This window comes from Allomuricauda sp. R78024 (assembly GCF_044596045.1).
In the GTDB taxonomy this organism is placed as follows: Bacteria; Bacteroidota; Bacteroidia; order Flavobacteriales; family Flavobacteriaceae; genus Flagellimonas.
Genome location: NZ_CP138995.1, coordinates 979,791 through 1,000,038, shown reverse-complemented (window position 1 = coordinate 1,000,038; position 20,248 = coordinate 979,791). Strand labels below are relative to the sequence as shown.

The window sequence follows — 20,248 nt, the reverse complement described above, 5'->3', positions numbered from 1 at the left end:
AATGAAAAAGTATATAATTTTTTCTTTACTGTCCTTTTTCATGACGGTATCGTATGCACAAATTGATAGGAGCACACAACCCAAAGCTGGTCCTGCTCCAGAAATAAATTTAAAAGAACCCGCCCGCTTTGAACTAAATAACGGACTCAAGGTTATGGTAGTGGAAAATCATAAGTTACCAAGAGTTTCTATTCAATTGACCATAGACAACCCACCCATTTTGCAAGGAGACAAGGCAGGTGTTTCAGATTTAACATCTAGTTTATTGGGCAAAGGATCCAAGTCCATTCAAAAAGATGATTTTTATGAAGAAGTGGATTTTTTAGGAGCTTCAATAAATATCAGTGACCAAAGTGCTTTTGCAAGCTGTCTTTCCAAATACTTCCCTAGAATTCTAGAGCTTATGACCGATGCTGCGTTAAATCCCAATTTTACCCAAGAGGAATTTGATAAGGAAAAAGACAAAATTATTACAGGGATAAAATCTGAGGAAAAAGATGTTTCTGCCATTGCAACAAGAGTGCAATTGGCATTGGCATACGGAAAAAACCATCCTTATGGAGAGATTACTTCCGAAGAAACTGTCAATAACGTTACTTTGATGGATGTAGAACAATACTACAGGTCCTATTTTGTGCCTGCAAATGCTTATCTGGTAGTTATTGGAGATGTGGACTTTGAAAATGTGAAAGAGCTTGTTACAACTTATTTTACTCCATGGTCAAAAGCAGTACCCCCTTCCTTTAGTTATACCAAACCTAAAGATGCACAATACACTCAAATTAATTTTGTAGATGTTCCCAATTCGGTGCAATCAGAGGTTGTGGTGCAAAATATAACTGAATTGAAAATGAAGGATGAAGATTATTTAGATGCTCTCTTAGCCAATAGAGTATTGGGAGGAGGATCACAAGCTAGGCTGAATATGAACCTTCGAGAAGATAAAGGATACACATACGGCTCTTATTCTGGTATTAGGGACAATAAGTATAGCCCAATGCGATTTAATGCATACGCACAAGTAAGAAATACAGTTACGGATAGTTCAGTAGTTCAAATCCTAAGTGAAATAGATAGAATTATAAAAGAACCTGTTACGGAAGAAGAGCTTACCAATGCAAAAGCTAAATATGCCGGGAGTTTTGTTATGGCTTTGGAAAAACCTGAGACCATTGCCAATTATGCTTTAAACATTGAAACCGAAGATTTGTCCAAAGATTTTTATAAAACCTACTTGGAACGAATTGATGCGGTAACCATAGCTGATGTACAAAAAGCAGCACAAAAGTATTTTTCCTCCTCAAATGCTAGAATCGTGGTGACCGGAAAAGGAAGTGAGGTCTTGGAGAATCTTGAAAAAGTGACCTTTAATGATAAAACAATTCCTGTTTTATTTTATGACAAGCATGCAAGCAAAACAGAAAAGCCAGATTATGATTCCGCAATTCCAGAAGGAATAACCGTAGAAGCTATTTTGGAAAAGTATATAGAAGTGATTGGAGGAAGGGAAAAATTAGAAGGAGTGGAATCATATGCAATGTTGGCTGAAGCAGAGATGCAGGGAATGAAGTTGGAGCTGGAAATGAAGAAAACCACTAGAAATCAATTCATGCAAGATGTAAAAGTCATGGGAAATTCCATGCAAAAACAAGTTTTGGATGGTGATAAGGGCTACATGGTATCTCAAGGTCAAAGGAAAGACCTCTCCCCAGAAGAGGTTGAAAGAGTGAAAGAAGAATCTGCTGCTTTTCCAGAGTTGAACTATTTGACAGCCGGCAATATTACTTTAGAAGGTATTGAATCCATAGGTGATAAAAAAGCATATAAGCTTAAGATAACGGACAAAAAATCTTCATTTTATGATGTGGAAACAGGTCTTAAACTGCAAGAAACCAGTGTAGAGGAAGTACAAGACCAACAAATGACAAATACACTGGGGTTTCATGATTACCAGGAGATTTCAGGCATCAAGTTTCCATTTAAGCTCACGCAGGTAATGGGGCCGCAAAACTTTGAATTTGTGGTAAAAGAAATTAAAGTCAATGAAGGTGTGACAGCCTCCGATTTCGAATAATATCAAACTACTTTTTTAAAGAAGGCGTCCTTTGCGGCGTCTTTTTTTTGTTTACCATATATACCCCAAAAAGAATTACCAAAGCAGCCAATAGTTGCCACATTGTAAACTTTTCCCCATCCAATACGCCCCAAAAAATACCAACTATGGGAATTAAATACGTTACCGAAACAGAAAATACCGCCGTAGAAATCTGAACCAATTTATTGAACATGACTTTGGCAACGCAAGTCCCCATTATACATAGAATTACAATGTATCCTAATGAACTTAAAAAGTTGGGGCCTTCAGTTACTTCATTCCTCCAAAAACCAGAAAACAGCAGAATAACAATGCCTGGCACCAAAATCACAGTAAAATTCCCAACAGCAATACTCATGGGAGATACATCTTGTAACTTATTCTTTATAATGTTCGCATTGCATGCATAACAAATGGTGGCTATGATAACTAACCCGGAATACCAATAATTTTGATCTGGATTCACCTCGGTTCCAAAAAAAATGAGAAAAGCTGCTCCAAACAGCCCAATTACAACACCTAACAATTGATTTTTAGTAAACCCAACTCCAAAAGCGAAAAGTCCAACAAATAAAGTAAAAAGGGGAACCAATGAATTTAGTATTGATGCTATGCTGCTATCAATTTCCGTTTCAGCAAAGGCGAACAAAAACATTGGAATAAAACTTCCTATAATTCCAGAAACCCCTACCCAAAACCATTCTTTTTTAGAAATAGTTCTTAAGGATTTAAATCCAACTATGAACAAGAAAAATGCTGCCAAAACAATACGAATAGAGCCCAGTTGAATAGGATTAAAACCCTCTAACCCTTTCTTTATAAGGATGTAAGATGTTCCCCATATTATAGAGAGCACTATCAGATAAACCCACTTTCTTTTGTGTTCGTTCACGTTTAAATTTTAAGATGCAAAAGTGCGCCTTATTTAAGACTTTTTGCACTTTATAACCTAATTTTGCAATACGTAAACAACATAGTTGAAACACTCAATTGTATATTGTTTTGTATTGCTCTATCTAGTGGCCATGGTACGACCTATTGCGCCAATGTTGGAGTATGTTATCTATGAAGATTATATAGCAGAATTTCTTTGTATCAATAAGGATAAGGTAGAATTGCAATGTAATGGTAAGTGTTATCTAATGCAGCGACTTTCTGAACAGAACGAAGAAAAAAAACAGAACCTTCCTAAAATTGCTTTGGAAGAATACCCTATTGGATTTGTTGATTTGTTGTATTGTAATTCCAAAAAGCTAAATGTTGTTCTAAATCAAAATGACTTTGATTATAGCAATTGCTATACCTTCCTTTACTGTTCTTTCAATTTTCACCCTCCCAGCACTCTTTCTTAGTATACACGCTTACATAAATTTATTTTAAAGTGATTTGATATAACATTCGTTGTAAAACAATCGCCTACCATTTCAATAATAAAAACCGATGAAAAAATATATATCGGCCATTTTAATGATGGCCACAATCGCATTTTATGCACAAGAAATTAATGATGAATCTCAAAAATGGTCTGCCGGCAGACCAGATGGACATGCCCCAATTTCAGTAATGGGGGATCATATGCATGGTAAGGGAGAGTGGATGTTTTCCTATCGCTATATGTATATGAATATGGATGAACTTAAACAGGGCAGTGATGATGCCTCTTTTGATGATGCTTTAGCCAATTATATGGTAACTCCTACAAGTATGCCCATGAACATGCATATGCTAGGAGCCATGTTTGCACCTAGTGATAAAGTCACCTTAATGGCCATGTTTAATTATCTATCTATGGAAATGGACCATATTACCCGTATGGGAGGAACATTCACTACAGAATCCAGCGGTTTTGGAGATATTCAACTTGCTATTTTATATAAGTTCTTCAACAAAAACCAGCAAACACTTCATGGACAATTAGGATTCTCAATTCCAACTGGAAGTGTTACCGAGAGTGATGTTACTCCAGCTTCCACACCAAATGAAACAGAATTGCCTTATCCTATGCAGGTGGGTAGTGGTACGTTTGACCCCAACTTGGCATTGACCTATTTAGGTCAAAATGAATCTATTTCCTGGGGAAGTCAAATAAGAGGGGTGTTCCGATTTGGAGAAAATGATAGAGAATACCGTTACGGCAATCGATACAGCCTAAACAACTGGTTTGCCGTTAGGACGAGTAATTGGATAAGTCTATCTGCCAGAATTGAAGGGCTTATTGTTGGGGAAATTGAAAGGGAGGATCCAAACCTAAATCCAATGATGGTCATTACCGCCGATACTAATAACTCTGGTGGAACCTATATCAACTCAGGCATTGGAGTAAATACCTATATTTCAAAAGGGGCACTTAAAAACCTAAGGTTTGGGTTTGAATTTGGATATCCGCTTTACCAAGACCTAAATGGTATTCAATTGAAGATAAAGGAGACCTTAACTTTGGGAACACAATACTCTTTCTAAGATCTATTTTATGAAAAGAGCATTAATACTAGTGATTTTTGCATGTTCGTTTTTAACAGCAACTGCTCAAATTACTCTAAAAGGGAATGTTATAGATTCTCAAGATAATCCTGTCCCTTTGGCAAATATCTCGGTTCTAAATAGTGACCTTGGTACAGCAACCAATAAAGAGGGGATGTTTATGCTAAAGGTAAATACTCCCGTAAAAACCGTGGTTATCTCTGCGCTTGGCTTTGCAGCACAGACTGTGAATGTCATTGATGAATCTGAACTAACTATCATCTTGTTGGAACAAACTACAGTTTTAGGAGATGTGGTGGTTTCAGCAAGAAAGCGTGAAGAAACTTTAGTGGCTTCTCCCATCTCTATTACTTCATTGAACAGTAAAACTATTGAGGACACTCGTACTTGGGGCTTGGATGGACTTACAGCAGTTGTACCTAATTACCTCTATCAAGAATCTGGTGTGCCATTCCAAGCCATCCAATCTATTAGGGGCATACAGGTTTTTAGCGAGAATCCTGCTGTGGCAACTTATATTGATGATGTAAATCAGTTGGACATTATTGCAAACGGATTTGCCTTAACAGATATTGAGCGTATTGAGGTTCTTAGAGGGCCTCAAGGCACACTGTTTGGTAGAAACGCAATGGGTGGAGTTATCAATATCTTGACTAAGCAACCAACAAATAAAACTGAAGGTTTTGCCGAGGTTGGTTTTGGAAATTTAAGTTTACAGCGTCATGCAGTAAGCATTAAAACTCCTTTAGTAAAGAACAAACTATTCTTTGGTTTTAGTGGTCTATTTCAATCTAGGGCTGGATATTGGGAAAACGATGCCTCTTTAGCACCCATACCCGATGTCTCATTAAATGGAGAATCAGTTGGTGATTTTAATAACTTATATGGAAATCTTAGTTTAAAGTGGTTGGCAAGCCAAAAGCTAAGCCTTTCTCTTAATGTAAAGGGACAAAGAGATTGGTCGGATGCCTCAGGGTTTTTCATTTCGCAACCGAATGAAGAAATCGCCTTTGAAAATCCTAACAAGATATATTTAAGTCGATTAGCAAGCCATAATAGAAACATTGTCAATACAGCTTTGGTTGCCAAATATTTTGGGGAAAGCCACACATTGAGTTCCATAACAACCTATCAAAATCTTGTTCTGGCATTTGAAGACATAGACTTTCCTGGTTTTTTCCATTCTTTTGTTGATAATCAGATTGGCGAGAAACTTCCTCCGCAAGAGGTATGGAGCCAGGAGTTCAGAATCAATTCGGTCAATTTAGATTCTAAATGGCAATACACCGGAGGGTTTTTTGGTTTCACACAAAATGCATTTGAACCCTCCACTAATTTAGCTCAAGAATTGACTGACACCGAAGCAGATTTTTTTGGGCTTCCAAGAGGTTCCAACATTATCTCTAAAAATGAAGGATCAAACAAAGGGTTTGCTGCTTTTGGAGAATTTAGTGTCAACCTTACCCAAAAGTTTCAGTTTACAGGAGGTCTTCGTTATGATTATGAGGAACGCAAAGCCACATTCAATGGATTTGGAGATTTAATCTTTTCCAATGGAACGTTCGTAGAATTTAATCCAGAGATTACTGAAAATGGAAACTATTCAGCAATATCACCTAAAGCTGCCATCTCTTTCACCCCTAATAGCAATTCCAATTTATATGCAAGTTACACTAGGGGTTTTAGGGCAGGAGGCATAAATGCCCAGCGATTGCCAGAAGGGACAGATCAGACCTTTGACCCAGAATACTCAAACAACTTTGAGTTGGGTTATAAGGTAAACACTTCTAATAATCGCTTTAGGTTGGGAGCAACAGCTTTTTATATTGACTGGACAGATATTCAGTTTTTCAACTTAGTGGCTCCATCTACATTTGCAAGGGAAAATGTAGGCGATGCAACATCATTTGGAGTTGAGTTGGAAGCTGCCGTAATACCAGTAACCGGATTGCAATTTGATACAAGTTTTGGGTTTACGGACACTGAGTACAAGGATTTTGAACTAATACGGCAAGATTTCCTTTCTGGAGAAGAGATAAGGGCAGATATAAGCGGTAACTCGTTGGGCAATGCACCAGAGTATACATTTTTTCTAGGCGCTCAATATACAACAGGTCTTTCCAAAGAATTAAAGGGAGCTTTTAGAACGGAACTTAGAAGTATAGGCAGTTATTATACAGATATTCAAAATACTTTGGAACAACCTTCATATACATTATTAAACGCTCGGGTCACTTTTGACTATAAAAATTACCAATTGGCTATTTGGGGGCAAAACCTCACAGATGAAACCTATTTGGCCTTTGGAAATGCGGATACTAGTTTTGGCAGCAGAAATGTTAGGACAGCGGTGCCATTAACTTTTGGAAGCTCAGTTACATATAGATTTTAACTAAAAATGCCCGGAAGCATTGCTTCTGGGCTTACCATTATGACAAAAAGAAAACTTATTCAACTTAATCGAAAATGGCATCGCTATTTGGGTGTTAGTTTAGGGGTCCAATTCTTTCTTTGGACAGTTGGAGGTCTCTATTTTAGTTGGACCAACATTGAAGAAATACGAGGCAGTACACTAAAGAAAAAAGACGCCCCAATTTTTGCTTCAGATACTTTGGTGTCTCCATCAATGTTCACTCAGAATCTTGGGAATAATGACAGTATTGTTTCTTTAGAAGTTTTCTCAAGTCTAAATCAACCTACCTATAGATTGATAGCACAGACAGAAGAGGGTAAAAAAGTTTTTCTGTTTGATGCAAAAAATGGACGAAAATTACCCTCATTAAGTAAAGAGCAAAGTATAAATGTAGCCAAGGTAAAGCTAGTTGTAAATGCTCCAATAATAGCAACGGAATATCTAACTGAAATAGGAAAACATCATGAGTATAGGGGCAGGCCATTACCCGCATACGCCATTACTTTTGATGAGCCTGCTAACACAACCGTATATGTCTCCACAGAATATGGTAACGTACAAACCTTTAGAAGTAACAAATGGCGTGTTTTTGATTTCTTTTGGATGCTTCATACCATGGACTATCAAGAGCGAGATAATTTCAACAACCTTTTACTTAGGGTGTTTGCTCTATTTGGACTGGTTACCATCCTATCGGGATTCAGCCTTTACCTATTAACATCAAGAATTTTTAATCGAAAAAAAAGTAGAAAATGAAAAATGCAATAATCATCATTTTGGCAATCGGGCTCCTGTCATGTCAAGAGAAAGAAACGTCTTCAGTTACTGATACAAATGAAGGAATAGCAATAGAAAAAAAAGATCGTAACTTAAGATCAGATGGTACGGCCTATTCGGATGAAGAATTGGCCACTATGGGCCACACAGAATCTATGGCCGTCTTATATGAAGTTCCTACAGACACCATTGAAATCATTGGAATTTTACTTTATGATGGATTTTTTACCATGGATGCCATGGGGCCACTTTCGGTATTGAACAGCATGTATCCTACTAAGAAAATACTCATAGGAAGAAACAAAGGAACGATTACCAGTAGTGACAAGGTAAGAATTGAGGTTGAGTACGGAATTGAAGATATTGAACAGTTGGATATGTTGATCATTCCTGGAGGTTTTATAGAAACATACCAAGCCACTAAAGATCAAGAACTATTAGATTGGGTTCGTAAAATTGACCAAAACAGTAAATATACTGTTAGTGTGTGCACTGGTGCTTGGATTTTAGGAGCAGCAGGACTTTTAAAAGGAAAAAATGCAACTACCCATTGGTACCGCGCCGAAGAAAAATTGGCCGAATATGGCGCAACTTTTGTTAAGGAACGTTACACTAATGATGGCAAATACTGGACAAGTGCGGGAGTTTCTGCCGGAATTGATATGAGCTTGGCTTTAGTAGATCAAATTTTAGGCAGGAACTATGCCGAATTTGTAGCGTTAAACCTAGAGTATGACCCACAGCCTCCTTTTGAAAGTGGTCATCCAGATAAAGCGGATCGAGTTGTAAGCATTATGACTGAAAAAATGTATGATTTAGGTTTGAATCCATATATTGAAAAATAAATACATTTGAACAAAAGAAAGAAATGATGAAATTTAATACGTTTTTAATTGCGCTTTTATTTTTTGCAACTGCATGCAAGCAAGAAAAAAAAGCACCAGAAGGACCAACTCAAATGCAGCAAGTAATGGCCGTGCATGATGAGGTAATGCCAAAAATGGGAACCTTGGGAAAATTAGTTGGTGAGCTCAAAAGTAAAGTTGACACTACCGAAACCGGACGTCAATATGAAGCAGCTATGAAAGACCTACAAGTGGCAAACACTGCAATGATGGATTGGATGATGGCATTTGGAAACCGTTTTGATTCTGATGAAATCTTAGATGGAAAAGAACTTTCTGAAGAAAAACAAAGGTGGCTAGATGAAGAAGAGACCAAGGTGAATGCTCTTAAGGAACAAATCAATTCCAGTATTAAAAAAGCAGAAGCTCTTTTGGCTACAGAATAGTGTTATTTTTTCCAGCGTAACGTTTCCATTATCCTTCTAATATCTTTTTGCATATAAAAAGCTGCAGGAAGAATAGAATCATAATTAGGTTTTGCATAAAAATAGAGTGACCCAGTTACAAAATGATTGATACTATCCGTAACATAGAACTGTGACTGGGATGCTGCATTACCGCTGACCTCATAAAACATTCCGTAAACTCCATCGTTGGAATTTAAAAAGGGCTGTTCCACGATATTATCAGCTTTTACCACATGCTCATAAGAGAGTTTTTGAGCATCGGTCAGTAGTATGTTAAGATTGTCCTTTACAGGTTTGTAAGTAATATAAATTGATCCCTTCATCATAGGGTAATCCAAAACCAAGGAACAGTTTTTGTTTTCTTTTACCGTTGATAATATATTAAGGTCAAAAGTATAAGAGCAATTTGCATCCAATTCTTTGTATTCTGCCTTTGGATAATCCAAACGCAACATCGCTTGGGGCTTTGGTAAAACTTCGTCTTTACAACTTACAAAAAGAGCAAGAACAATTATGATTGAAAAACAACTATGCTTCATGTGGTAATGTGACTTTTATGCGTTTTAACCTCTTCTTATCCAAACTTTCTACAATGAATTGATAGTCTTTAAACAGTACTTTTTCTCCCCGCTTTGGAAAACTGCCTGAAATCTCTAAAACAAACCCTGCAATGGTTTCTGATTCTCCTTTTTGTCCTTCAAAGGCTTCTTCATCTTCAATCTTTACCACACGATAAAAATCCTTTAGGGTAGTTTTCCCGTCAAAAACATAGTTATAATCATCTAACTTAGAGAAAACCAAATCCTCATCATCGAATTCATCACTAATATCCCCAACAATCTCTTCAATAATGTCTTCCAAAGTTACTATCCCAGAAGTTCCTCCGTACTCGTCCACTACAACGGCAAGATGGTTCTTTTTCTCTTGGAATTCCAACAGCAAATCGTCCAGTTTTTTATTCTCCGGAACAAAATAGGGTTCACGAATCAAAGACATCCAATTGAAACTTTTCCTATCAATATATGGCAATAAATCCTTTACGTAAAGAACACCCAAAACGTTGTCCATATTTTCTGAAAAAACAGGAATCCGAGAGTAGCCATTATTTTTTATTTCTTGAATTACCTCTGGGAATTTCATTTCTTCGTCCAAAGCAAAAATATCGATACGAGGTCGCATAACCTGTTTGGTATCGGTATTTCCAAAAGTCACTATCCCTTCTAATATCTTTTGCTCCTCTTTTGTGGTGTCCCCTTCAGAAGCCAATTCAAGAGCTTGGGATAAATGATCCACACTTAAATTGGATTTCTGCTTCCCCAATTTTTCCTGAAGAAAAATAGTAGCTGAACTCATAGGTGAGCTTAAAGGTGTAAATAAGGTATTTAAAATTTTTAAGGGGATGGACATAAAATGCGAAAACTGAATCTTGTTTCTATTTGCATAGATTTTTGGCAGTATTTCGCCAAACATCAGAATTAGAAATGTGGCCACAATCACCTCTAAAAGAAAACGTACTGAGACCGCGCCGAACAAAGTTTGGTTTACCTGCGAAAAAATAACATTGCCAATAGAGCTGAATAGCAAAACAATTCCAATATTAATGGTATTGTTGGTAATCAAGATGGTTGCCAATAGCTTTTTAGGCTTATTTAGTAGCCGAACTATTAATTTGCTTCTAGAAGTGTCTGTTTCTTCCAGTTCGTTTAAATCTGTTTGCGAGAGACCAAACAAAGCTACCTCAGCCCCAGAAATGAGCGCAGAGCATACTAAAAGAAGTAAAAGTACAATCACCTTTATTGTGAAGATACCGCTAAAGGTGGTCAAGAAAAACGCCAAACAATAGGGCTCAGGATCCAAATGTATATTGTTTTAAACTTATTTCTTTAGAATGGTAGGTCATCATCCTGTTCCGATTCATCAACCGGTGCAGGTTCTACAGACTTTACAGGCTTGTTTTGTACCGCTACAGCAGGCGACTGCTGTGTACTTGCCATGCTTTCTTTCTTAGTGGACAAAAATGTAAAATCCTGAACATGTACTTCTGTAGTATATCTGGTATTGCCGTCTTCTCCTTGCCATTGTCGGTTTTTCAACCTTCCTTCCAAATATACCTTATCTCCTTTACTCAGGTACTTTTCACATATTTCAGCGGCTTTATTTCTTACAACAATATTATGCCAATCTGTGTTGGTAACTTTCTCTCCTGTTTGTTTATTGGTGTAGGTTTCATTGGTAGCCAAAGGAAATCTTGCAATGCAGTTGCCTCCTTCAAAATAATGGATTTTTACTTCGTCTCCTAAATGCCCAATTAGCATCACTTTATTTAATGTTCCGCTCATAATTGTTTAATTAGTCAAAAGTACTAAATTTTAAATGTTTTGATGAAGTCAGCAATCAAAACTGGAACAGGAAAAGTGTGAATCTGTTCCCATGAAATTCCGTCTTTTAAAATCTCCTTTGTTTCCAAAATCCAAAACCTTGTATGCAAGTGTTGGTGAGATAGTTTGTGCACTACTGGTTGTTCATTGTGCAGTGTTATGGTTTTTGAACTGGGTAGATCAGGTTGTTTTACCATTTCCTCATTTAATTCATTCAATTCCAATATTTTTCCCGATTCCATTAAAGGAAATTGATATAGGTTTTGCCATATCCCTTTTCCTTGCCGTTGCTCCAATAAAGTGTTCTTATCCTTATCCAAAACAATCAAATAGTTAAAATATCGATTTTTTACTTTTACATTTTTGATTTTTACAGGCAAACTTCCTATTCTATTTTCCTTTAAGGCCACACAGCTATCATTTAAAGGGCATAACAAACAGTATGGTTTCTTTGGGGCACATTGTATGGCACCAAATTCCATAATACCCTGATTGTAATCCCTAATATTTTCCGTATTCATTACATCCCTAGCCAATTCCTTGAAATATTTAATTCCCTTGGGGCTATTGATGGGTAAATCCACTCCAAAATACCTAGAAAGAACACGGTATACATTACCGTCCACAGCAGGCTCTGGCAAATCAAAACATATAGAAGCAATAGCACTAGCGGTATAGTCACCAACTCCTTTTAATCCCTTAAGTTCCTTATACGTTCTTGGAAAATTACCTTCGTATTTCTCCACTACTATTTTCGCAGTGGCATGAAGGTTTCTGGCTCTGGAATAGTATCCTAAGCCTTGCCATAGTTTTAAAACCTTTTCTTCTTTGGCATTTGCAAGGTCAAAGACCGTAGGAAAAGCTTCTAAGAACTTATGATAATATGGTGTTCCTTGGGCAACACGTGTTTGCTGCAACATAATTTCTGAAAGCCAAATCTTGTAAGGATCCGTAGTAGCTCTCCACGGAAGTTCGCGTTTATGCTGATCGTACCATTTCAAGATTTTTTGGGAAAAAGACATGTAGGTAAATACTAATGGTTAAATGTAGCAGTTTATATACTTAAAATTAAAGGGTTTAAACAAAAGATTAATTTAAATTTTTATATTTGCAAGCCTAAAAAAATAAGAAAATAATAATACGAAATGACGAAAGCAGATATTGTAACTAGAATCTCAGAAAAACTAGGTATTGAAAAAGGAGACGTACAAGCAACGGTAGAATCGTTTATGGAGGAGGTTAAATCGTCCTTGGAGAACGGTGATAATGTTTATTTAAGAGGTTTTGGAAGCTTTATCATTAAGACAAGAGCGGAAAAAACAGGTAGAAACATTTCTAAGAACACTACTATTAAAATTCCTGCACACAACATCCCTGCCTTCAAACCAGCAAAAGTGTTTGTTGAAGGTGTAAAGAGCAACGTTCAAGTAAAATAATATAATTAACACTAAAGGAAGAGCCATATGCCGAGTGGTAAAAAAAGAAAAAGACATAAGGTAGCTACCCACAAGCGTAAAAAACGCAGGAGAGCTAACCGACACAAGAAAAAGTAGTTGTTACAACTACTTTTTCATTTTACACACATACGTTCTTTGACATAGAGATTCAAGAAAAGAATTTCAATCGGTTTGAAAAAAATCGATTCTATATATTGTTTAATCATTTATCCCAGTAATATATTACGGGGTAAATAAAAATCGATTCAGGTGAATAGAGAATTAATTGTTAGATCTAGTCCTGATGCAGTCGATTTTGCCTTACTAAAGGATGGAAAACTAATAGAATTACACAAAGACGAGGATGACAATGATTTTTCCGTTGGGGATATTTTCCTAGCCAAGATAAGAAAGCCAGTCACCGGCCTTAATGCGGCATTCGTAAATGTAGGTTATGAAAAAGATGCGTTCCTGCACTATCATGACCTAGGGCCGCAATTATCCTCCATGTTGCAATTCATAAAAAAAGTTAGAACGGGAAAGCTAAGAGACTATTCCCTAAAAGATTTTCCATTTGAAAAAGATATAGACAAGAATGGCAGTATTAACGAAGTTATTAAGGCCAATCAGTCATTATTGGTACAGATTGTAAAAGAACCCATTTCTACCAAAGGACCAAGAATTAGCTCAGAGCTTTCACTAGCAGGGCGTTACTTGGTAATGGTTCCATTTTCTGACCGTGTTTCCGTATCACAAAAAATAGGAAGCAAGGAAGAAAAAGACCGGCTTATACGACTTGTAAAAAGTATCAAGCCCAAAGGATTTGGCGTTATTATACGTACCGTTGCAGAAGGCAAGAAAGTTGCAGAACTAGACAAAGATCTTCAGAATTTGTCCTCCAAATGGATGACAATGTGCAGGAAACTGCAAAAAGCACCTCATCCATCCAAAGTATTGGTAGAGCTAAACAGAGCTTCTTCCATACTAAGAGATGTATTCAACGATTCTTTTACAGGAATACATGTTGATGATGAGACCCTTTATAATCAAATCAAAGATTATTTACATGAAATCGCACCCCAAAAGGAGTCAATAGTAAAACATTATTCTGGCCCATCTCCAATTTTTGAAAAATTTGGAATTGAGCGTCAAATAAAGACTTCGTTTGGCCGAACGGCTTCTATGAGCCGAGGGGCTTATCTTGTTATTGAACACACTGAAGCACTTCATGTAATTGATGTGAACAGTGGTAACCGTTCCAATAAGGCTAAAAACCAAGAAGATACTGCTTTGGAAGTAAATTTATCCGCAGCATCCGAAATTGCAAGACAGCTACGCCTTCGTGACATGGGTGGAATTATTGTTATCGATTTCATTGATATGATCAAAGGTGATCACAGAAGAAAATTATTTGATCATCTAAGAGATGAAATGAAGGACGATAGGGCAAAACACAAGATTTTACCCCCCAGTAAATTTGGTCTGGTGCAAATTACCAGACAAAGGGTTCGTCCAGAGATGAATATCAAGACAAGTGAGGAAAACCCTAATGGTACGGGAGCGGAAATAGAAGCTCCTATTCTTTTAATTGACAGAATCAATGTTGATTTAGAAAGAATCATGAAAGGTAACCAGAAGGATGATAGTATTATTTTGAACATACATCCCTTTATTGCGGCTTATCTCACTAAAGGATTTCCGTCTCCACGTTACAAGTGGTTCTTAGAATATAAGAAGTGGGTTAAAATTCAACCCAGAGATGCCTACACATACCTTGAATACCGTTTTAAAAACAAAGACGGCAAAACAATTAGATAATACAAAGCGACTCTAGCAATAGGGTCGCTTTTTTTGTTTTTAGTATATTGAAAACAAATTATTGACCGGCAGGATATTCTAAAATGAAGAATGAAAAAATAAAGACACAATCATCTGAACAATTAAGACAAAGTATAAAAACCATTAAAGTAATAGTTGGGATGTTGATTGGGACTTCTGTTCTACTATTGCTTACGGTATTATATCTCTTCATATTCAAAAATGACAGTTCTGTACTTCCTCTTTTGATAGTCACTATTGGCTCAACAGTCATAGTTATCATTAATTTGAAACAAGCCAAACTTATGCAGGCGGAACTTGATTCTCGTAAAAACCAGTAACCCTGCCTATACATGATCAGCCATAAAGCATACAGCCTTACTGAAGCTACTAGAAAACTGGAAAGTTATTGCGCCTATCAAGAGCGTTGCCATAAAGAAGTTATAGAAAAACTAAAGGGCATGCGGATGATTCCCGAAGCAATAGATCAAATCACCACGCACCTTATACAAGAAAACTACCTAAACGAAGAACGCTTTGCCAAAAGCTTTGCTAGGGGAAAATTCATTATTAAAAAATGGGGTAAAAATCGCATTGTGAATGAACTGAAGCTACGTCAGATATCAAAATTCAATATTAAGAGTGCTTTGACCGAAATAAATGAAAAGGACTATCATAAGACCCTTGATGAACTTGCCAAAAAAAGGTTGACCCAAATCCATGAATCCAACATTCAAAAGAAAAAGAAGAAATTGGCTGATTATTTGCTCTATCGAGGTTGGGAAAGTAACTTGGTCTATGAAAAGTTAAAAGAATTGGTCTAGGCCAAGCAGTTATTTTTGAAATAACACATCATGTGTCCGCTTTATTGCTTTTTCATTCTTCCAATCAATCCAATCCTGGCCTCTAAGTTTGCGCATTAGATTATCAAAATGACGCATAAAAAGAATATTGTATACCGCTTTTCCAAAATTTTTGGGCTTTCTAGCTATGGCCCTTAAACTCAAAGAAAATCCTGGGGTCATATACTTCATATGATGCCAATATCCTTCCGGTATATATAGCACATTGCCATGCTCCAATTGTGCTATATATCCCTTGGCATTTTTTAATGCCGGCCATTTTTTCAAATCTGGTTTTGCAAAATCTATATCCTCCCTGGTAATTAAAGAATGTGGAATCTTATAAAGAAATTTGGTTTCTGATTGCGGAAAAAGAATACATTGTTTCTTTCCTTCAAAATGAAAATGGAAGATATTGGCCAAATCAATATCATAGTGCATAAACGTATGTGAATCAATGCCACCAAAAAATAACATGGGCAATCCTTTCATTAACCTTAGGCCGAAGTTAGGATATGTAAAGTCCTTTTGCAGCTGAGGGACTTCCTTTAAAACATTCCAAAGGAAAATACGATATTTTGTTGGTTCACTTTTTAGGAGATCAATATAATCCCGCATCTTCATTTTAGCATGGGGTTCATTAAAACCTTCATCATGTTTTACAGGTCTATCGTCATAGAGTGGGACGGTTTTTTCTCCTGCGATTTCCTTCATATAGTCCAAGTTCCACTTAGAATATGCAGGCCATTCTTCAACAAAGCGTTCTATCACCACAGGTTTTTGTAGTTTAAAGTACTTACTTATGAACTCTTTCTTTGAAAGTGTTTGTTCTCGAGGAATTTGTTCAAGGTTGAGCTCCAAAATTTCAATTATTTTGAAACAACTAAATTAATAAAAGGTTTTCAAATGGTTTTTGAAACCTTATTCCTTGGAAACTAAATTGGATTTTTGCTTGGCTTCTTCATTACGCTCAATGGTATGTCCAGGACGAGACCACTTTGGTTTTTCACCTAACGCCTCATATTCAGAATCTGAAGCTTCGACTGTTTTTGGTTGTGAGATTTTAGTAAAAGGTTTTTGTGGATTCAATCCCAAAAGTTTGAACATTTCCATGTCCTCGTTCACATCAGGATTTGGAGTAGTCAATAATTTATCACCTGCAAAAATAGAATTTGCTCCAGCAAAAAAGCACATGGCTTGTCCTTCCCTGCTCATTTCTGTGCGCCCGGCAGATAATCTAACCTGAGTCTCTGGCATTACAATTCTTGTGGTGGCAACCATACGAATCATTTCCCAGATAGATACGGGTTCTATATCTTCCATAGGTGTACCTTCTACAGCAACCAATGCATTTATTGGCACGGATTCTGGTTGTGGGCTAAGAGATGCCAATGCCACTAACATTCCAGCACGATCCTCCAATTGCTCTCCCATTCCAATGATACCTCCACTACAGACGGTCACATTGCTCTTTCTTACATTATCTATGGTCTCTAACCTATCCTCAAAAGCACGGGTAGAAATTACATCTTTATAATAATCCTCTGAAGTATCCAAGTTATGATTATAGGCATACAATCCTGCCTCTGCCAAACGTTTGGCTTGATTTTCAGTAATCATCCCCAATGTACAGCACACCTCCATATCCAATTTGTTAATGGTACGAACCATTTCTAAGACCTGATCAAATTCTGGACCATCTTTTACATTTCTCCATGCTGCACCCATGCACACCCTGGAACTCCCTGATTCCTTGGCCCGTAAAGCCTGAGCTTTTACATGTGAAACAGTCATCAGATCGTTTCCATCAATATCAGTGTGGTATCTGGCCGCTTGTGGGCAATACCCACAATCCTCAGGACAACCTCCTGTTTTTATAGAAAGTAATGTGGAAACCTGTACCGTATTGGGGTCATGATTTTTACGATGGATCGTAGCCGCATCATAAAGCAACTCCATTAATGGTTTGTTATATATATCTAGAATTTCTTCTTTGGTCCAATCGTGTCTAATTGTGCTCATACTGCATGGATATCTATTTCAAAAATACAGCATATTCAAGAATAAAGAACAAGGAAGTTCGGTTTTAAGTAACTAGTTAAATAATTATAGATTCGGTTCTTTTAAGAGTATGCTTACCGCATTCCCTCCGAAGCCTACGGCATTTACTATTACTCTTTGTATTCTATTGGGTACGGTATCGTAGATTATATAAGGGACTCTTATTACTTGTTGGCGTTGTAACATTAAAATTGCCAATTCAACACTTAACATCCCTGAGGCTCCAAAAGTATGTCCTACTTTCCATTTATTGGTAGTTAAAAAAGGTGGTTTGTTACAAAAAACTTTTTCTATCGCTTTAAATTCAGATAAATCACCCTTAACCGTCCCTGGAGAATGCATTACTATTGCATCTACCTCATCTGAATCCAGATCTCCCAAAGCCATCTTCATAGATTCTTGAAAGCATTTTGCATCGGTAGAAATAGAAACATTATGCTCTAAAGGCTCCGTTGCATACCCTATTCCTTCGACCAAAGCAATTGTATTACGGTTTTTTCCTTTTTCTAAACATGCCATTGCTGCACCTTCTCCCAAAACCATAGTATTTCGCTTTTTCCTCAAGTCCAAAGCTCTACATGGAAATTCCCCAGCATCTTTGGAATATATGTTTAAAGCTTGCATTTGAGCAATAGTAAAGGGTGTTAATGGAGCTTCACTACCTCCTATTAAAAATTTATTGGTCATGCCACTTTGAATCCAAGCTATTCCATTCAAAAGGGCATGCAAAGCGGTTGAGCAAGTAATGGAATGTGAAATATCTGGCCCTTTAGATTTTAAATCATGGGCAACCCAGGATGATATGTTGCCCAATGTTGTAGTTGGAGAAGATAAGGTTGAAGATTTTCCTTCTTTCAAAAATTCTTCATGATATTTTTCAAAAAGTGCAGTGGCTCCCCGGGATGAACCAATATTAATCCCAAAATTGATCGTGTTTTCCCAGCTCGCTTCTTGAACAACCTTTCTTGCCGTATAAATGGCAAAAAGAACGGAGTTGTCCAATTCCTTATATTTAGTATCTGACTGCCTAAGGTTTTCAATCTCGGAACTTACACTATTTGTTAGGGTTGATCCCCAAACATTTTGTTTGCCAATGGTTACTTCAGATAGGCAGTGATTATCGTCCAAATAGGAGTTCCATATTTCTTCCGAAGAATTCCCAAGTGAAGAAATAGAGGATATTGCTGTTATCGAAATTGGTTCTTTCAACATACTAATCCAATTACACCATTTCTATTGCAGACTTGATGGTATCGTAAATACACTCCATCTGTGTTTTTGTCGTGATAAATGGGGCCAGAATATAGATAGTGTTTCCCAAAGGACGAAGAAAAACCCCGTTATCCATAAAATGTTTAAAGAGCTTATCTCTTAGATTGCCGTAGCGTTCCATTTTTACATTCAAATCCAAAGCATAAATAACACCTAATTGACGCGTTGAGGCAACCTTCGGATGATTCTTAATCTCATCATCAAATTTTTTGTGCCATTGAACAATGTTTTGAATATTATCCTGAATCTCATCTGTCTTAAGTAATTCCAAAGCAGCTAGTGCTGCTGCACAGGCTAAGGGGTTTGCAGTATACGTATGTCCATGAAACAACCCTTTGGCAATGTCATCACTATAAAATGCGCTATACACATTTTCGGTACAGGTGGTAAGTCCCATAGGCACCAATCCTGCTGTTAAAGCCTTGGAAAGGCAAATAATATCTGGCTTGGTCTCCATATGATCAGAAGCGAAATATTTCCCTGTTTTTCCAAACCCTGTCATTACCTCATCTGCAATAGTAAGCACCTTGTGCTCTTTCAACAGTGTCAATATTTGGTTAAGTCCTTCTGCGTTATGCATTTTCATAGCTGCCGCTCCTTGTACCAGCGGCTCATAGATAAATCCCGCTATATTGCTTTTTTGCAATCGGACTTGCAAATGATTTACAATACTTTCAATATTTTCTGTGGTAGGCACTGGAATTCGTTCCACTTCAATAAAGAAATCCTTAAAAGGACCATTATAAACGGAAAGGCCAGAAACAGACATCGCACCAAAAGTATCGCCATGAAATCCTTCCTCAAATGCCAACAACACATTTCGTTTTTCACCTTTATTAAAATGGTATTGCAGGGCCATCTTAATTCCAATTTCAGTGGCGGTGGAACCGTTGTCAGAGAAGAAGAGCTTTTCTTGATTATCCGGAAGAACCTTAATCAATTCTTCAGATAGTTTTACCGCAGGTTCATGTGTAAAGCCGCTAAATACAACCTGATCTAATTGTTGCATCTGTGCTCCAACTTTTTCTAGTATATAAGGGTTGCAATGCCCATACATAGACGTGTACCAAGAAGAAATACCGTCTAGGTATTCCTTTCCACCTTCATCATATAGAATCGCTCCCTTTGCCTTAGAGATTGCCAACATTTCTGAATGAACCTTATGTTGGGTCAATGGATGCCAAAGGTGTTTTTTATCTCTATCCGATAATTTTTCCAATACTGTTGGATTAGTCAAACGCTTCAATTTATCTATCTTGCAAAGATGGCAATTAAAACACAAAAAATTTAATCCCTAAAGTGCTTAAAAACACCAATTCATTTCTTAGGCTCAACTACCAAAACTTAAATTGGAGAACAGTTT

Annotated in this window: 19 protein-coding genes; 10 read left to right on the top strand and 9 right to left on the bottom strand. The window is 37.0% G+C overall.

What is annotated here, in order from left to right:
- Position 1 precedes the first annotated feature (1 nt).
- Entirely contained in the window at positions 2-2,074 is a 2,073-nt protein-coding gene (locus tag SJY44_RS04455; RefSeq protein WP_298924118.1) for a pitrilysin family protein, read from the top strand.
- A gap of 7 nt (positions 2,075-2,081) precedes the next feature.
- Here SJY44_RS04455 and SJY44_RS04450 read toward each other — a convergent pair whose 3' ends face one another.
- Complete coding sequence (locus SJY44_RS04450; protein ID WP_396591438.1) at positions 2,082-2,987, bottom strand: DMT family transporter; 906 nt, start codon at positions 2,985-2,987, stop codon at positions 2,082-2,084.
- 85 nt (positions 2,988-3,072) lie between these two features.
- Between SJY44_RS04450 and SJY44_RS04445 the strand changes: the two genes are divergently transcribed.
- From SJY44_RS04445 to SJY44_RS04420, 6 genes are all read left to right on the top strand, one after another.
- Entirely contained in the window at positions 3,073-3,447 is a 375-nt protein-coding gene (locus SJY44_RS04445; RefSeq protein WP_298924114.1) for a hypothetical protein, read from the top strand.
- Between the two features lie 88 nt (positions 3,448-3,535).
- Positions 3,536-4,555, top strand: coding sequence for a transporter (locus SJY44_RS04440; RefSeq protein WP_396591437.1), 1,020 nt, complete (start codon positions 3,536-3,538; stop codon positions 4,553-4,555).
- A 10-nt stretch (positions 4,556-4,565) separates the two neighbouring features.
- Entirely contained in the window at positions 4,566-6,968 is a 2,403-nt protein-coding gene (locus SJY44_RS04435; protein ID WP_396591436.1) for a TonB-dependent receptor, read from the top strand.
- Positions 6,969-6,974: 6 nt separating this feature from the next.
- Positions 6,975-7,745 (top strand): PepSY domain-containing protein, encoded by a 771-nt coding sequence (locus tag SJY44_RS04430; protein ID WP_396591435.1) that lies wholly within the window; start codon positions 6,975-6,977, stop codon positions 7,743-7,745.
- On the top strand, positions 7,742-8,611 hold the full coding sequence (locus SJY44_RS04425; RefSeq protein WP_396591434.1) for a DJ-1/PfpI family protein: 870 nt from the start codon (positions 7,742-7,744) through the stop codon (positions 8,609-8,611). Before SJY44_RS04430 ends, SJY44_RS04425 begins: the two co-directional genes overlap by 4 nt.
- A gap of 23 nt (positions 8,612-8,634) precedes the next feature.
- On the top strand, positions 8,635-9,057 hold the full coding sequence (locus SJY44_RS04420; protein ID WP_396591433.1) for a hypothetical protein: 423 nt from the start codon (positions 8,635-8,637) through the stop codon (positions 9,055-9,057).
- 2 nt (positions 9,058-9,059) lie between these two features.
- Here the strand turns inward: SJY44_RS04420 and gldD are convergent, their stop codons facing one another.
- From gldD to mutY, 4 genes are read right to left on the bottom strand one after another with little or no spacing between them, the layout of a single operon-like run.
- Positions 9,060-9,617, bottom strand: a complete 558-nt coding sequence (gene gldD, locus SJY44_RS04415; RefSeq protein ID WP_298924104.1) for a gliding motility lipoprotein GldD — start codon at positions 9,615-9,617, stop codon at positions 9,060-9,062.
- Positions 9,607-10,935 (bottom strand): gliding motility-associated protein GldE, encoded by a 1,329-nt coding sequence (locus SJY44_RS04410; protein ID WP_298924102.1) that lies wholly within the window; start codon positions 10,933-10,935, stop codon positions 9,607-9,609. The genes gldD and SJY44_RS04410 overlap by 11 nt, the downstream gene beginning before the upstream one ends.
- 26 nt (positions 10,936-10,961) lie before the next feature.
- Positions 10,962-11,417 carry a single-stranded DNA-binding protein gene (locus SJY44_RS04405; protein WP_396591432.1) on the bottom strand — a complete coding sequence of 152 codons (456 nt, stop codon included), beginning with the start codon at positions 11,415-11,417 and terminating at the stop codon, positions 10,962-10,964.
- 23 nt (positions 11,418-11,440) lie between these two features.
- Positions 11,441-12,478 (bottom strand): A/G-specific adenine glycosylase, encoded by a 1,038-nt coding sequence (gene mutY / locus SJY44_RS04400; protein ID WP_396591431.1) that lies wholly within the window; start codon positions 12,476-12,478, stop codon positions 11,441-11,443.
- Positions 12,479-12,601: 123 nt separating this feature from the next.
- On the opposite strand from mutY, the gene SJY44_RS04395 reads away from it, so the two are divergent.
- The 3 genes from SJY44_RS04395 (at position 12,602) to SJY44_RS04385 (ending at position 15,534) form a co-directional block, all read left to right on the top strand.
- Positions 12,602-12,892, top strand: a complete 291-nt coding sequence (locus SJY44_RS04395) for an HU family DNA-binding protein (protein ID WP_036380395.1) — start codon at positions 12,602-12,604, stop codon at positions 12,890-12,892.
- 270 nt (positions 12,893-13,162) lie between these two features.
- Positions 13,163-14,710 carry a ribonuclease E/G gene (locus SJY44_RS04390; RefSeq protein ID WP_298924096.1) on the top strand — a complete coding sequence of 516 codons (1,548 nt, stop codon included), beginning with the start codon at positions 13,163-13,165 and terminating at the stop codon, positions 14,708-14,710.
- Between the two features lie 353 nt (positions 14,711-15,063).
- On the top strand, positions 15,064-15,534 hold the full coding sequence (locus tag SJY44_RS04385) for a regulatory protein RecX (protein WP_396591430.1): 471 nt from the start codon (positions 15,064-15,066) through the stop codon (positions 15,532-15,534).
- A 9-nt stretch (positions 15,535-15,543) separates the two neighbouring features.
- Here the strand turns inward: SJY44_RS04385 and SJY44_RS04380 are convergent, their stop codons facing one another.
- The 4 genes from SJY44_RS04380 to bioA all read right to left on the bottom strand — a co-directional run bounded on the left by SJY44_RS04380 (position 15,544) and on the right by bioA (position 20,131).
- Positions 15,544-16,413 (bottom strand): cupin-like domain-containing protein, encoded by an 870-nt coding sequence (locus SJY44_RS04380; RefSeq protein ID WP_396591429.1) that lies wholly within the window; start codon positions 16,411-16,413, stop codon positions 15,544-15,546.
- A gap of 60 nt (positions 16,414-16,473) precedes the next feature.
- Positions 16,474-17,574 (bottom strand): biotin synthase BioB, encoded by a 1,101-nt coding sequence (bioB, locus tag SJY44_RS04375; protein WP_298924087.1) that lies wholly within the window; start codon positions 17,572-17,574, stop codon positions 16,474-16,476.
- Between the two features lie 84 nt (positions 17,575-17,658).
- Positions 17,659-18,825, bottom strand: a complete 1,167-nt coding sequence (locus SJY44_RS04370; RefSeq protein WP_396591428.1) for a beta-ketoacyl synthase N-terminal-like domain-containing protein — start codon at positions 18,823-18,825, stop codon at positions 17,659-17,661.
- A gap of 10 nt (positions 18,826-18,835) precedes the next feature.
- Positions 18,836-20,131, bottom strand: a complete 1,296-nt coding sequence (gene bioA, locus SJY44_RS04365) for an adenosylmethionine--8-amino-7-oxononanoate transaminase (RefSeq protein ID WP_396591427.1) — start codon at positions 20,129-20,131, stop codon at positions 18,836-18,838.
- Between the last annotated feature and the right edge of the window lie 117 nt (positions 20,132-20,248).